The sequence below is a fragment of the Rhodopila sp. genome, from assembly GCF_035548095.1.
GTDB lineage: Bacteria > Pseudomonadota > Alphaproteobacteria > Acetobacterales > Acetobacteraceae > Rhodopila.
In genome coordinates, this window is the sequence record NZ_DASZUV010000001.1 from 155,759 (window position 1) to 170,277 (window position 14,519).

Annotated in this window: 15 protein-coding genes; 11 read left to right on the top strand and 4 right to left on the bottom strand. The window is 65.5% G+C overall.

The window, feature by feature from the left end:
- Positions 1-115: 115 nt before the first annotated feature.
- The 4 genes from rplL to rplK all read right to left on the bottom strand — a co-directional run bounded on the left by rplL (position 116) and on the right by rplK (position 2,541).
- Positions 116-505 carry a 50S ribosomal protein L7/L12 gene (gene rplL / locus VHC04_RS00655; protein ID WP_325676878.1) on the bottom strand — a complete coding sequence of 130 codons (390 nt, stop codon included), beginning with the start codon at positions 503-505 and terminating at the stop codon, positions 116-118.
- A gap of 77 nt (positions 506-582) precedes the next feature.
- Complete coding sequence (gene rplJ / locus VHC04_RS00660) at positions 583-1,113, bottom strand: 50S ribosomal protein L10 (RefSeq protein ID WP_325676880.1); 531 nt, start codon at positions 1,111-1,113, stop codon at positions 583-585.
- 300 nt (positions 1,114-1,413) lie between these two features.
- Positions 1,414-2,103 carry a 50S ribosomal protein L1 gene (gene rplA, locus VHC04_RS00665; protein ID WP_325676882.1) on the bottom strand — a complete coding sequence of 230 codons (690 nt, stop codon included), beginning with the start codon at positions 2,101-2,103 and terminating at the stop codon, positions 1,414-1,416.
- Positions 2,104-2,106: 3 nt separating this feature from the next.
- The gene (gene rplK / locus VHC04_RS00670) at positions 2,107-2,541 is read right to left on the bottom strand and encodes a 50S ribosomal protein L11 (RefSeq protein WP_325676885.1); all 435 of its coding nucleotides are present in this window, start codon (positions 2,539-2,541) and stop codon (positions 2,107-2,109) included.
- Positions 2,542-2,751: 210 nt separating this feature from the next.
- Here rplK and VHC04_RS00675 point away from each other — a divergent pair, with 210 nt between their 5' ends.
- The 11 genes from VHC04_RS00675 (at position 2,752) to VHC04_RS00725 (ending at position 14,517) form a co-directional block, all read left to right on the top strand.
- Positions 2,752-3,489 (top strand): hypothetical protein, encoded by a 738-nt coding sequence (locus VHC04_RS00675; RefSeq protein ID WP_325676887.1) that lies wholly within the window; start codon positions 2,752-2,754, stop codon positions 3,487-3,489.
- A 76-nt stretch (positions 3,490-3,565) separates the two neighbouring features.
- A complete protein-coding gene (locus VHC04_RS00680; protein ID WP_325676889.1) occupies positions 3,566-4,030 on the top strand; it encodes a hypothetical protein in 465 nt (154 codons plus the stop codon).
- A 132-nt stretch (positions 4,031-4,162) separates the two neighbouring features.
- Positions 4,163-4,960, top strand: coding sequence for a GDSL-type esterase/lipase family protein (locus tag VHC04_RS00685; protein WP_325676891.1), 798 nt, complete (start codon positions 4,163-4,165; stop codon positions 4,958-4,960).
- Positions 4,961-5,098: 138 nt separating this feature from the next.
- The gene (locus tag VHC04_RS00690) at positions 5,099-5,404 is read left to right on the top strand and encodes a DUF1330 domain-containing protein (protein ID WP_325676893.1); all 306 of its coding nucleotides are present in this window, start codon (positions 5,099-5,101) and stop codon (positions 5,402-5,404) included.
- Entirely contained in the window at positions 5,382-6,029 is a 648-nt protein-coding gene (locus VHC04_RS00695) for a TetR/AcrR family transcriptional regulator (RefSeq protein WP_325676895.1), read from the top strand. Before VHC04_RS00690 ends, VHC04_RS00695 begins: the two co-directional genes overlap by 23 nt.
- A 230-nt stretch (positions 6,030-6,259) precedes the next feature.
- Positions 6,260-6,967, top strand: a complete 708-nt coding sequence (gene pcaH, locus VHC04_RS00700) for a protocatechuate 3,4-dioxygenase subunit beta (RefSeq protein ID WP_325676897.1) — start codon at positions 6,260-6,262, stop codon at positions 6,965-6,967.
- Entirely contained in the window at positions 6,967-7,500 is a 534-nt protein-coding gene (gene pcaG / locus VHC04_RS00705) for a protocatechuate 3,4-dioxygenase subunit alpha (RefSeq protein ID WP_325676899.1), read from the top strand. The genes pcaH and pcaG overlap by 1 nt, the downstream gene beginning before the upstream one ends.
- Positions 7,501-7,511: 11 nt before the next feature.
- Positions 7,512-9,371 carry a bifunctional sugar phosphate isomerase/epimerase/4-hydroxyphenylpyruvate dioxygenase family protein gene (locus VHC04_RS00710; RefSeq protein WP_325676901.1) on the top strand — a complete coding sequence of 620 codons (1,860 nt, stop codon included), beginning with the start codon at positions 7,512-7,514 and terminating at the stop codon, positions 9,369-9,371.
- Positions 9,372-9,563: 192 nt separating this feature from the next.
- Positions 9,564-10,799 carry an ABC transporter substrate-binding protein gene (locus tag VHC04_RS00715; RefSeq protein WP_325676903.1) on the top strand — a complete coding sequence of 412 codons (1,236 nt, stop codon included), beginning with the start codon at positions 9,564-9,566 and terminating at the stop codon, positions 10,797-10,799.
- Between the two features lie 347 nt (positions 10,800-11,146).
- Complete coding sequence (locus tag VHC04_RS00720) at positions 11,147-12,016, top strand: branched-chain amino acid ABC transporter permease (RefSeq protein ID WP_325676905.1); 870 nt, start codon at positions 11,147-11,149, stop codon at positions 12,014-12,016.
- On the top strand, positions 12,013-14,517 hold the full coding sequence (locus tag VHC04_RS00725) for a branched-chain amino acid ABC transporter ATP-binding protein/permease (protein WP_325676907.1): 2,505 nt from the start codon (positions 12,013-12,015) through the stop codon (positions 14,515-14,517). Before VHC04_RS00720 ends, VHC04_RS00725 begins: the two co-directional genes overlap by 4 nt.
- The last annotated feature ends 2 nt before the right edge of the window (positions 14,518-14,519 follow it).

Genomic DNA, 14,519 nt, shown 5'->3' on the forward strand with positions numbered 1-14,519 from the left:
CCGCCGAAAACAGGAATCGGGCGGAAACCAACCCTGGTTTCCACCCGCCCCTGTGCCGTAGGCCGAGCGTCTCGGCGGAGACGCCCGACCGGAAGTCGACTCGCTTGGGGACGCGTTACTTCACCTCCACCTTGGCGCCAGCGTCTTCCAACATCTTCTTGATCTTCGCCACTTCTTCCTTGTTCGCACCTTCCTTCAGCGGCTTCGGCGCGGACTCGACCAGGTCCTTGGCTTCCTTCAGGCCCAGGCCCGTGATCGTGCGGACTTCCTTAATGACGTTGATCTTCTTGTCGCCGGCGTCCGCCAGGATGATGGTGAATTCGGTCTGTTCCTCAGCGGGAGCCGCCGCGGCGCCGCCACCGCCAGCAGCCGGCGCGGCCGCGGCGACGGCAACCGGCGCGGCGGCTGACACGCCCCACTTTTCTTCCAGCAGCTTGGACAGCTCGGCGGCTTCCAGAACCGTCAGCGACGACAGTTCATCAACCAGTTTCTGCAGATCGGCCATTTGATAAGTTCCTAGTATCTAGAGTTCGGTTGGTTCGATGCAAGCCCCAAACCCGATCGGGGCATGCGTTAGTCTGGTCAGGCAGCGGCTGCGCCACTCTCGTCCTTCTTGGCATAGGCCCCGAAGACCCGAGCAAGCTGTCCGGCCGGAGCCTGAAGGACGCCGGCGATGCGCGTGGCCGGCGTGGCGATCATGCCCACCAGACGTGCCCGCAGCTCATCCAGGCTCGGCAGTTCGGCCAGCGCCTTGATCCCATCCGCGTTCAGCGTCTGAGAGCCAAGCGCACCACCGACCAGCACGAACTTCTCGTTGGTCTTGGCGAACTCGACGGCCGCCTTCGCCGCCGCCACCGGGTCCCTCGACCACGCAAGCGCGGTTGGGCCCTTCAGCAGGGGACGGATGCCATCGAACGGGGTCCCTTCCAGAGCGAGATTGGTCAGCCGGTTCTTCGCGATTTTGAAGGTCGCACCCGCAGCTCGCATCTTCCGGCGCAATTCCGTCGCCTCGGCCACCGTCAGGCCCGCATTGCGGGTGACGACGACGATCGAGGTCTCGGACAGCACCTGATTGAGCTCGGTGACGAACTCCCGCTTCTCCGTACGGTCCACGTTTCGTCTCCGTTTGGCCTGCAGCCCTCGGGGCTACACGCCAGGTTGCCCAAGAACCGGTCTGGCCTGCGCCGGACCGGTCCGGTTCGCCTGTCCCAGGAACCACCAAACCCTGCGGGACTCTCGCCCCGAAACGTTCGGCATCCCCGTCTCCCGCGCGCGGACCCTGTTTCCATGGCTGGGGGTCCATTAACCCGCCCCCGGCGAACCGGCAGCTGGGACGAGCGGTCTCGGACAGGTTCGGGGACGTCAGCGACGCCCCCTGCCCGCCGACCCTTGAACCGGGCCGGCGTATTCCGTTCAGGCGAGGGTCGAGATGTCGACCTTCACGCCCGGCCCCATGGTGGAGCTGATGGCCACGCCTTTGACATAGGTGCCCTTGGCGCCGGTCGGCTTCGCGCGGATCACCGCGTCGGCCAGGGCCTTCGCATTCTCCAGCAGCTTGTCCTCATCGAACGACACCTTGCCGATGCCGGCATGGATGATGCCGGCCTTCTCGGCGCGGAACTCCACCTGGCCACCCTTCGCGGCACCCACGGCGCCCTTGACATCCATGGTGACGGTACCCAGGCGCGGATTCGGCATCAGGCCGCGCGGACCCAGCACCTTACCCAGCCGGCCGACGATGCCCATCATGTCCGGCGTCGCGATGCAGCGATCGAACTGGATGTCGCCCGCCTGCACCTTCTCGGCCAGGTCCTCGGCGCCCACCACATCGGCCCCGGCGGCCAGTGCTTCCTCGGCCTTGGCGCCGCGGGCGAACACGCCCACACGCACCGTCTTGCCGGTGCCGTTCGGCAGGCTGGTCAGGCCGCGGACCATCTGGTCGGCATGGCGCGGATCGATGCCGAGGTTCATCGACATCTCGACCGTCTCATCGAACTTCGCCTTCGACAGGGACTTGATCAGCTTCAGCGCATCGGCCAGCGGATAGGCCTTGCTGCCGTCGACCTGGGCCTGCGCGGCAGCCAGACGCTTGTTCTTCGCCATCGATCAGCCCTCCACCACCGTCAGGCCCATGGACTTGGCGCTGCCCATCAGCATGCGCACGGCCCCGTCCAGGTCGTTGGCGTTCATGTCCTTCATCTTAGTCTGCGCGATTTCACGCAGCTGGGCCATCGTCACCCGACCCACCGCGGCGCCCTTGCCGACATTGGTGCTGCCCTTGTCGATGCCGGCCGCCTTCTTCAGGAAATAGGTGTTCGGCGGGGTCTTGGTGATGAAGGAGAAGGTGCGGTCCGCATAGGCCGTGATGACCACCGGCAGCGGCGTCCCCGGCTCGACATTCTGCGTCGCCGCGTTGAATTCCTTGACGAACTGCATGATGTTCAGGCCGCGCTGGCCCAGCGCCGGGCCCACCGGCGGCGATGGGTTCGCCTTGCCCGCCGGAATCTGCAGCTTGATATAGCCGACGATCTTCTTCGCCATATCCCTGGCTCCTTGGTCCAAGGGACCGCGGTGCATGCGACCAGGCGCCCGAGCGGCGGCCCACGGTCTCCCGCGTTCCAAAGAGCGGCGCGTATAGGCGCCCGCGCCCCCGCTGTCCAGCGGATTCTTTCACCCCTCGATATGGCACCCGACACGGCATTGGGCGCAGGGTCCATGGTCGCCTGGACCGACGCCACCATGAGGTCCGGCGTGCCGGAGAACGTCTCCAGCCTCGGGACCACCGCCAACCTGCCGACCAGGACGGATGACACGCTCGAGAACCACTTCTTCGCCAACGCCATGACGCTGTATGTGGCGGATAGCGGCAACCCGAAGGACGACAACAACGGCAGCGGCAAGACCATGCAGGGGTTGAGCGATGGCGGCCTGCAGAAATGGTCCCTCGTCAACGGCGTCTGGGTGCTGGACTACACGTTGTCCGCCGGCTTGAATCTGATGCCTGACACCACGGCCTGCGGGTCGCACCAGATCGGTTACGGGACGACGGGACTGATCGGCCTGGCCGGCGACGTGATCGGCGATCTGGTCGAGTTGTTCGCCACCAACGCCACATTGGGCGACCTTGACCAGACTTATGTCTATGCCATCAGCGATTCACTGTCGGCGCTGACCCTGCCATCGGATGAGGTGTTCAGCGCCATCTACCGCGCCAGCCGACGCCAGCGTGCGCGGCATTGCCTTCGCGCCGGTGCCGGAACCGCGGCCGCCATCCTGCTGGGTATCGGCCTGATCGCGCTGGGATGGCTGCGCCGAACCCGCCCCCCTGATCTGACGCCTGTTCTCCGTGTCCATGTCGAGGCTGCCGGCTGTTGCCGATCGTATTTGATCGACATCATGGCGGCAGGTCCGCACAAGGCGAAGGATGATGTGGATTTGAAGAAACGAGAGCGATTTCCAAGCGCGTTCATCAAGATTACAATGCCTTAAAATTGTGCGTTGCACGATTGACGGCGGCCTATATTACGGAAAAACCTCTCGCCACTGTCTGTGCGGAGCAGTGCTCATGAACCGATCGCCCAATCGCGTTTTCCTCGGCAGCGTGGCCGGCGCGTTGTCGGTCCTGCTGTTCCATCAGACCAGCTTGCAAATCCTGTTCTGGATCGGCCTTGCCCCGCAACCGGCGTTCCGGCTGGCGCATGTTCCCCCGTTCTTCATGCCGATGGTGGTCAGCCTGACCTTCTGGGGCGCGGTTTACGGTGCGCTGTTCGGCTTCGTGAGCATCCGCCTGCCCGGCCGTCTGATCTGGTACGGCATCCCGCTTGGCCTGGCGGCCTTGGCGATGTCCTGGTTCGTGTTCCTGCCGCTGAAGGGGCTTCCGATCGCGTTCGGCGGCGACGTCGCCCCGATGGCCCGCAGCGCGATGGCGTATCTGCTGTGGGGGATCGGCGTCACCGTCCTGCTGCCACTGGTGTTTCCGCGCCGGATCCGCCGCCCCCGTTCTGCGACCCCGCCTCACGTGCACGCCTAGGCGCCCGGGCGCTTCGATCTCCGCACCGCCGCTTTTCACACACGCACCGTTCCGATAGTCACCGTCCCAGCAGTCAAGGAGTGGCGGCGGACCGCACACGCCGCGATCCGGCACGTCAGCAAGGCCAAGCGCATGAACATTCTGTCCCGCCGTTCCACCCTTCGCGGCGCCGCTGCCTTCACCCTGGCGGCTGCCGCGCCACTGGCGGCCGGTTTCGGCGCCACCAGGACGGTCCTGGCGGCCGCGCCGATCTCTCGCATGGACCTGCCCTGGTGGCGGAAGCGCCATGAAGAGAAGCTGAAGGAACTGGCGGACACCCAGCCGACGCTGATCTTCCTGGGCGATTCCATCACCGAAAACTGGGAGAAGTCGGGGCCGCCCGACTGGCAGGAGTTCCAGCAGGCCTGGAAGCGCTTTTATGGCGATCGCAAGGCGGTCAACCTGGGCTTCAAGGGCGACACCACCGCCAGCCTGCTATGGCGCATCCGCAACGGCGAGGTCGCCAACATCAAGCCGAAAGTCGCCGTCGTCCTGATCGGTGCCAACAATTTCGGCCGGGTCCACTGGGATGCCGAGGAAACCGTCCAGGGCATCGACGCCATCATCGGCGAGCTGCGCAAGCGCCTGCCGGACACCAAGATCCTGCTGCTGGGCGTGCTGCCATCGGACCGTTCCCCCTGGGTGACGGAGCAGACGGCGACGATCAACAAGGCCTTGGCGCGGAATTACAAAAGCGTCCCGATGGTGACCTATCTGGACCTGACCCCCATCTTCATGAAGGGCAACACCCTGAACCGGTCGCTGTTCTACGATCCGCTGCTGAGCCCGCCCGAGGCGCCGCTGCATCCCACCGCGCAGGGGCAGGCGCTGATGTCACAGACGATGGAGCCGGTGCTGTCGGCCATGCTGGGCGACCGGCCGCACGGCTGAACCGGGCAGTCCGGCCTTGCCATCATCGCCGTGCGCGGATGTGCCTGGTTGGCGTCCCCCTCTTGGCGTCCCCCTCTTGGCGTTCAGGCGTCGTTGGCGTTTGATCCGCAACCCAACCCGGCAATCGGAGGAAACATCGTGCCCAAGGCCTATTGGATCGCCCGCGTCGACGTGTCCGACCCTGACGGCTACCAGGAGTATATCGCCGCCAATGCCGCCGTCTTCAGCAAATACGGGGCCCGTTTCCTGGTGCGCGGCGGCCGGTTCGAGGCTCCGGAGGGCACCGCGCGCAGCCGCAACGTCGTGCTGGAGTTCAAGGACTACGATACCGCGCTCGCTTGCTATCACTCCCCCGAATATGCCGCCGCCAAGGCGAAGCGGGACGGCAGGGCGGAAGCAGACATGCTGATCATCGAAGGCTATGACGGCAAGCAGCCAGGCTGAACCGGCGCGCAGGCCGGACGCCGAACGCTCCCGCCGCGACATCCTGGACATCGCTAGGGCCGAGTTCGCCGAACACGGCCTGTCCGGCGCGCGCGTCGACGCGATCGCGCAGCGGACGGCGACGACCAAACGGATGATCTACTACTATTTCGGCAGCAAGGAGGGCTTGTATTCTGCCGTTCTGCAGCAGGCCTATGCCGGAATCCGAGCGGCCGAGGCGGCCCTGGCGCTGGACGATCTGGACCCGGAGAAGGCGATGCGGAGGCTGATCGACCTGACCTTCGACTACCATGATTCCCATGCCGATTTCGTTCGCCTGGTATCGATCGAGAACATCCACCAGGCGAACTACCTGAAGCAGCTGGGCACCATCGGCGAGGTGAATGCGGGCATCATCCGCTCCCTGGAGAACATTGTCGCGCGCGGCCGCGAAGCCGGCGTGTTCCGGCGCGCGGTCGACCCGGTCGATCTGCACATGATGATCAGCGCACCCTGCTTCTATCGCGTGTCCAACCGGCACACATTTGGCGCGATCTTCGGCCGCGACCTGGATGCGCCACCGATGCGGCACGCCCACCGCGCCCTGGTGACGGACATGATCCTGACCTGGTTGAAGTCGGGATGACACACCCAGGCGGCAGCCGGTTCGGGCTACGCGGCGACACGCCGGCGGGCGACGGGCGGTAGCCGCGACGGTCCGATGGCGCGTGTCATTGGCACTTGGCAATACGTCCTGGCGCGTGAATCATCGGGAAGGCCTGCTTGCGCCAGGTGGGACAGATCTATTAACTAACTGGTTAATCCAAACACGCAGCCACCGGCCAACCGGCGGACCGACAGGAGGAGGCTGAACCGATGACCGTGGACGGCACTGGATTCCGGCCATTGCAACCGGGGACTCAGCCGGCGAACGACACGCCGGCCTATGGCAGCACGCGCCTGCGTCATCCCACCCGCAAACCCGTGCGCATCCCGCATTCGGTCACGGAAGCCACCGGGCCTGTGCTGTCCCCGGCGCATTTCCCGCCGATGCCCGACCTGTCGACCGTGACCGGCGCGCCGGCCATGGGCGAACGGATCATCATCCGTGGCCGGGTCATGGATGAGGACGGGCGGCCGATCCCTAACACCATCGTCGAAATCTGGCAGGCGAACGCAGCCGGCCGCTACGACCATCCGGGGGATACGCATGACGCCCCGCTGGACCCGCATTTCCATGGCGAAGGGCGCGTCTTCACCGATGCCGATGGCTGGTACCAATTCGCCACGATCAAGCCCGGCGCCTATCCCTGGGGCAACCACGACAATGCGTGGCGGCCGAACCATATCCACTACTCGCTGTTCGGCACCGGCTTCGGCCAGCGCCTGATCACCCAGATGTATTTTCCCGGCGACCCGCTGCTGCCGTTGGACCCGATCTTCCTGGCCACGCCCGACGCCGCGGCGCGCGACCGGCTGATCGCCCGCTTCGATCTGGCAACCACACGCCCCGGCTGGGCGCTGGGCTACCGGTTCGATTTCGTGCTGCGGGGGCGCAATGCCACGCCGATGGAGAATCGCTGATGGCTGCTCCGCCATTGATCGCAACCGCCAGCCAGACCATCGGTCCCTATTGGCACCTGATCGAGCAGCCGGAGATGGCCGACCTGCTGCGCTTTGGCGCGAGCGGGCCGGCAATCACCGTCACCGGCAGGATCACCGACGGCGCCGGCCAGCCGGTCACCGACGCGGCGGTGGAGATCTGGCAGGCCAGCCCGCCCGTCAGTGACAGCTTTCCCGCCTATGGTCGCTGCCGCACGGATGCCGATGGCCGGTTCAGCTTCCGCACCTTGAAACCTGGCCCGGTTCCCGGCCTGGGCAATGCGCAGCAGGCGCCGCACATCGCGATCACCATCCTGGCGCGCGGGCTGCTTCGTGGCCTGACCACCCGCCTGTATTTCCGGGACGAGCCATTGAACGACACCGATCCGGTCCTGTCGCTGATCGAGAGTCCGGCCGACCGCGCGACGCTGATCGCGGCGCCGACGGGGGTGGATGCCTGGACCCTGGACATCCGGCTGCAGGGCGAGAACGAAACCGTGTTCCTGGACATCTGATCGGAGACGAGATGGCCTCGCTTCCTCCGCTGCCGAAATCAATCGCCACGGTCTCCCTCAGCGGAACGCTGGCGGAGAAACTGGAGGCCGCGGCGGCGATCGGCTTCGACGGGGTCGAAATCTTCGAGAACGACCTGCTGACGTATGAGGGGTCGCCGCAGGACGTGCGTTATCTCGCCGAAAGCCTGGGCCTGACCATCACCTGCTTTCAACCGTTCCGTGATTTCGAGGCGATGCCGGAACCACAGCGCGGCCGCAACCTGGAGCGCGCTGAACGGAAATTCGACGTGATGCAGGCGCTGGGTACCAGCCTGCTGCTGGTGTGCAGCAACACCCATCCGGCGGCGCTGGACGACGATGCGCGCGCCGCCGCGGATTTTCATGAGATGGCGGAACACGCGGCGCGGCGTGGGCTGCGCATCGGCTACGAGGCATTGGCCTGGGGGCGGCATGTCAACCGATGGCGTCACGCCTGGAAGATCGTTCAACAAGCCGACCATCCCGCCCTGGGGCTGATCCTGGATTCCTTTCATACGCTGGCGGTCCACGATGACCTGGCCGGCCTGTCCGATGTCCCTGCCGATAAACTCTTCTTCGCCCAGCTTGCCGACGCGCCGTCCTTGTCGATGGACGTGCTGTCCTGGAGCCGTCATTTTCGAAACTTTCCCGGTCAGGGCCAGTTGCCGGTCGCCGGTTTCGTCCGCGACCTGGTGGCCGCCGGCTATCGGGGTCCGCTGTCCCTGGAAATCTTCAACGACGAGTTCCGCGCCGCGCCCGCCCGGTTGATGGCACGCGACGGCTTGCGCTCCCTGCTGCTGACCGAAGCCGAGGCGGGCCTGACTGCCCTGCCGGACCCGCCCCGCTTCCACGGGGTGGAGTTCCTGGAATTCGCCGTTGACGATGAGGCCGGCCGCCGCCTGGGTGAGACCCTGCGTGCGCTGGGGTTCCGCTATGCCGGACGCCATCGCTCCAAGGCCGTGGAACTGTTCCGGCAGGGCGGCATCAACTGCATCCTGAACAGTGAGCAGGACAGCGCCGCCGCCGAACATTTCCAGTTCCACGGCCCCTCCGTCTGCGCGATGGCCCTGCGCGTGGATGACGCGAAGCAGGCGGTCGCGCGCGCCGAGGCCTTGCTGTGCCCCGAATGGCGGGAACGGACAGGCCCTGGCGAGGCCGGTATTCCGGCTCTGCGCGCACCGGACGGCACACTGATCTATCTGATCGAACCCGCCGCGCCGGGCCACACCATCTATGATGCCGATTTCCTGCTGGTCCCAGAGGAGACGCAGGCCGGCGGCCTAGTGGCGGTGGACCATGTGGCCCAGGCCCTGCCGGTCGGGCGGATGGATCATTTCATCCTGTTCTACCGCGCGATCTTCGGCTTCCAGCCGGAGCAGCTTTGGGAAATCCCCGACACGATGGGACTGATCCAAAGCCGGGCCATGACGAGTCCGGACGGATCGGTGCGGCTGCCGCTGAACATCTCGGAAAGCCGGGAAACGGCGACCGGCCGGTTTCTGACGACATTTTCCGGTGCCGGCGTGCAGCATGTCGCCTTCGCCACCGACGCCATCGAGGCGACGATGGCCGTGCTGGCGGCCCGCGGCGCCCGCTTCCTGCCGATCCCCCGCAATTACTATGACGACGTGGCCGCACGCTGGGGGCTGGATGATGATCGCGTCGCCGTCCTGCGCCAGCACAACCTGCTCTACGATCGTGACGGCAACGGCGAGTTCCTGCACGCCTATACCGACCCGTTCGACGACCGTTTCTTCTTCGAGATCGTCCAGCGCATCGGCGGCTATAACCAGTATGGCGCGGCCAATGCGTCGGTGCGGATGGCCGCGCAAGCGAAACGCCGAGCGGGATGATGACGGGAGACGACGACGAGGGACGATGACGGGGGACGATGAGGGGGCGGATGATGAGGAGCGGACGATGACGGATGGGCTGACGGCGGGGCGGGACGGTGAAATGATGATCGCCGGGAAATGATGATTGCTGGCTCGACCGGGCCGCGCTAAGCCTTCGATAGAATCAAGATTGCACCAGGGGAAAACGTCATGACCTTGCCGAAGCCCAGCCTGTATCTGCCGCGCCGTACCCTGCTGAAGGGTGCAGCGGCGATCGCCGCCGCGCCATTGGCGGCGCCGCATATCGCCAGGGCGGCGGAACCGATCCGCATCGGCCTGCTGCTGGCAAAGACGGGACAGATCGCCGGGCAGACGGAATATCTGGCGAATGGCACCTATCTGGCGCTGGAACAGCGTAACAACACGATCAATGGCCAGCCGGCGGAACTCGTGTGGCTGGATGAGCCCAGCCCGCAGGCGGCAACACAGAACATGCAAAAGCTGGTGCAGGAGAACAAGGTGTGCGCGGTGCTGGGCGGCTCGCTGTCGTCCAATGCGCTGGCCGAGGAGGCGACGGCCGCGCAGCTGAAGATTCCGTTCGTCTGCAACAACGCGGCGGCGACGGAAATCTCTGGCAAGAACTGCAATCGTTACACGTTCCGGTTGAATACGCCGGTCGCGGTGCAGATGCGCATGCTGGCGCCATACGCGCTGAAATACGGCAAGAAGTGGTACAACATCACCGCATCCTATGCGTTCGGACAGGACATCCTGCGCAACTCGCGGGAACTGCTGAAGGCCGCGGGCGGGACCGAGGTCGGGTCCGACGAAGTGCCGCTGAACACGGCCGATTTCAGCTCCTTCATCCTGAAGATCCGACAGGCGAAGCCGGACGTGGTGATGGGCGGGCTGTCGGCCGGCGATCTGTCCACATTTCTCAAGCAATGGAACGAGCTGGGGATGAAGGACAAGATCCCGTTCCTGGAGATCGCCATCGGCGACACCGACATCTGGTCGGTCGGACCGGAGGCGGCCACGGGCACTTTCACCAAGATGTGGTACTACAAGAACCCGGCCAATCCGCCGGAAGAACAGGCCTTCGCCACGGCGTACGAGAAGAAATACGGCAAGCCGGCCGCCGACAAGGCCTGGATGGGCTGGATCACGGCACGTTCCCTGTTCGAATCGATCGATACGGCCAAGTCGACCGAGGCGATGCCGATCATCGAAGCGCTGGAGGGCTGGAAAGTTCAGGTCGGACCGTCCTCCTACAGCTATCGCAAGTTCGACCACCAGATGCTGGTGCGTAACCTGGCGGTGGCGGTGAAGCCGAAGATCACCGACAAATGGGACTATTTCGACGTAAAGGCCACGCTGCCGGAAGACCCTGCCGAACTGGACAAGGTGTTCGGGACGCAGGAGGAAGTCGGCTGCAAGATGGGATAGGGACAGCAGCGGGCGGTCCCGGGGCGCCATCCATCGCCCTGGGGCCGATCGCGAACGACCGTCGCGATGACGGCCACCGCGTGTTCCCAACCACCGGCCTGCCGTCGCCACCTGGTGGCAAGGTCCGGCTTGGCTGGCCAGGCCGATGTATTCCGGCCCAAAAACAAACGCGAATGACGGGACAAGCCGGCACCCACCGATTGAGATGAGCCACCGGCGGGTGCCGGCGGAGAATGCGGTCGCCGCGGACGGAAGGCGCCAATCGTGTTCTCCAACCAAGGAGCTGCGGAGCATGACAGGGCCTGTCGGCCCCTGTCCTGCTCCCGCCAGGGGAGACTTGCCGCGCGATGCTTGAAATCCTGCTGTCCCAGATCGCCAGCGGCCTCGTCCTGGGCGGGCTGTATGTGCTGATCGCCATCGGCCTCTCGATCATTTTCGGCCTGCTGGGCATCGTGAACTTTGCGCACGGCGCCTTCTTCACATTGGGCGCCTATTTCGCGCTGACGCTGTACCAGCTGTTCGGCTGGCCGGCGGTCATCCTGTCGCCGATCCTGGTCGGCATCGTCGGCATCGTGGCGGAACGACTGCTGATCCGGCGCCTGTACGACAAGGAGCCGCTGATCAGCCTGATCGTGACATTCGCCCTGGCCCTGCTGATCGAGGCGTCGGTGCGCCTGATCTATGGCGGCATCGGCCAACCCTTCAGCCCGCCGCCTTTCCTGGCGGGCTTCTACATCTGGGGGCCGGTGCTGATCACCAAATACCGGGTCTTCGTGCTGGCAACGACCGCGGCGGTGCTGATCGCGCTGTGGCTGTTCCTGGAATACACGCCGTTCGGCCGCATCCTGCGCGCCGGGTCCCGCGACCCGGAAATGGTCGGCCTGCTGGGCATCAACCTGCCGCGCGTCCTCACCTGGGTATTCGGCCTGGGCTGCGCCATCTCCGGCATCGCCGGGCTGCTGGCCGCGCCGCTATGGACCGTGACACCCGCCATGGCCACCAACGCCATCATGCCGGCCTTCGTCATCGTCGCCATCGGTGGCCTGGGTTCCTTCGCCGGTGCGGTGATCGCGGGGTTGATGGTCGGCGTCGTCATCGCCCTGACGATCCAGTTCGAACCCGATATGTCCGGAGCAGTGATGTACCTGTTCATGGCGCTCATGCTGCTGCTGCGGCCACGCGGCTTGCTGGGTGAGCGGTGGGAGCGCTTCGAATGACCCCGCTCCGCCATCCCATCCTGCTGATCCTTCTGGTCTTCATCGCGCTCAGCGCCCTGTGGACCATGATCGGCGCGCCGATCACGCTGATCACCCAGATCGCCATCTACATGCTATATGGCGCCGGCGTCTGCATGTTGGTCAGCTACACCGGCCTCGTCCCATTCGGGGCGTCGGTCTTCTTCGGCTGCGCGTCCTATGCCGTCGCCTTCTTCATGCTGCGCGGCGGCAGCAGCGAATTCGCCGCCCTGGCCTGGTGCATCGTGTTCTCCCTGATTCTGGCGGCGATCATCGCGCTGATCATCCTGCGCCGGCGCGGTCTTTATTTCTCCTTGCTGACATTGGCATTTTCCCAGATCGCGTTCGAGATCAGCTACAAGTGGACCTCCGTCACCGGCGGCGAAAACGGCCTGCAGGGCGTCGCTCGGCCGATCTTCGCCTCCGACTGGTCGTTCCATATCTTTACCGTCGTCACCGTCACGATCGGCATGTGGCTGCTGTGGCGCATCGCGCATTCGCCGTTCGGCCGTTCCCTGCAGGCCTTGCGCGACAATGAACAGCGGGCGCAAAGCCTAGGCTATTCCACGTTCGGCCTGAAATTCGTGTCCTTCGTGCTGATGGGCGGCTTCATCGGCTATGCTGGCGGCCTGCTGTCCTTCATGCTGAAGGGCGCCTATGCCGACAACCTGTCCTGGCAGCACGCCGGGGACTCGCTGCTGATGGCGGTGCTGGGCGGCGTGCACCACTTCCTCGGGCCGCTATGGGGTGCCATCGCCTTCATCCTGCTGGAGGACCGGCTGTCCGCCATCACCGAAAGCTGGTGGCTGATATTCGCGCCGATCGTCATCCTGTTCGCCCTCGCCTCGCCCGAGGGTATCCAGGGCCTGGTGTTCCGGCTGATGGGCCGCAGCGACTGGACCTTGACGCGGCGCGGCATACCGCCCCGGCCAGGGCGGATCGAACCGTTTTATGCCGACCACGTGAAGATGGATCCGGAAACGCCGATCCTGGCGGTGGAGCATCTGTCGAAACGGTTCGGCTCCCTGGTCACGGCCAACGATATCGGGCTGCAGGTCTATCCGTATCGCCTGCACAGCTTCATCGGACCGAACGGCGCGGGGAAGACAACCTTCTTCAACATGCTGACGGGCATCCTGAAGCCGAACGCCGGACGCATCCGTTTCGATGGAAACGACATCACCGCCCTGCCGGTCCACAAGCGCATCCGCCTGGGCCTGGCACGGTCGTTTCAGATCCTGTCCGTGTTCCCGAACCTGACGGCGTTCGAGAATGTGCGCATTGCCGTCCAGGCGCAGGAGGCGCGGCGCTGGGGCTTGTGGCGCGACGCCTACAGCTATGAGGATCTGAACGCCCGCACCTGGTCGCTGCTGGCCGCCGTCGGCCTGGAGGACCGGGCGGCCGAATCCTGTGCCAATCTCAGCCACGGACAGCGGCGCCTGCTGGAGATCGCCATCACCCTGGGCACCGACGCCAAGCTGCTGCTGCTGGATGAGCCGCTGGCCGGCCTGGCCGAAGCCGACCGCGAGGTGGTGGGAGCGCTGATCCGCAAGCTGGCCGACACCCATGCGGTGCTGCTGATCGAGCACGATATCGACCGCGTCCTGGCATTGTCCGACCGCATCACCGTCCTTCACCAGGGCCGTCTGATCGCCGACGGCAAACCGCATGAGGTCGCGGCCAATCCCGACGTCGTCGCCGCCTATCTGGGCACGGAGCGGATCCTGGCACCGCCGCCGCCGTCTGACATGGAACAGCGCCAGCACGCCGCGGGCAAGCCATTGCTGGTGCTGGACCGTCTGCGGGCCGGTTATGCGGGCAGCGTCGTGCTGGAGGATCTGTCGCTGACGGTCCACGAGGGCGAGGCGGTTGCGTTGCTGGGACGCAACGGCGTCGGCAAGACCACGACATTGCGTGCCATCACCGGCACCGTCCGCAGCACCGGCGGAGCCGTCACCTTCGACGGCGCCCCCATCACCAATGCGCGGTCCTACGAGATCAACCGGCGCGGCGTCTCCCTGGTGCCCGAAGGCCGGCGCCTGTTCCCCAACCTGACCGTGCTGGACAACCTGAAGCTCGCGACGCGGCCGGGCGGCGCCTCCCTGGAGGAAGTGTTCACCCTCTTCCCGAAACTGCGGATTTTGCAACGATCCAAGGCGGAGAGCCTGTCGGGCGGCGAGCGGCAGATGCTGGCGATCGCCCGAGCGCTGGTCGTGCCGGCCAAACTGATTCTTCTGGACGAGCCGTTCGAGGGATTGGCGCCGACCATCGTCAAGGAGGTGATGGATGCGCTGGCGCAACTCCGGGGCCGGGTGGCGATGGTGATCGTGGAGCATCATGCCGAAACCGTGCTGCCGCTGGTGGACCGCGCCTATGTCCTGGTCAACGGGCGCGTCGCTTTCGAAGGAACGGCACGCGCGCTGGAGCAGGACGAAGCCCTGCAAACCCGCCTGCTGGGCGTCGTCCATGCGGAGGCGGCATAGGG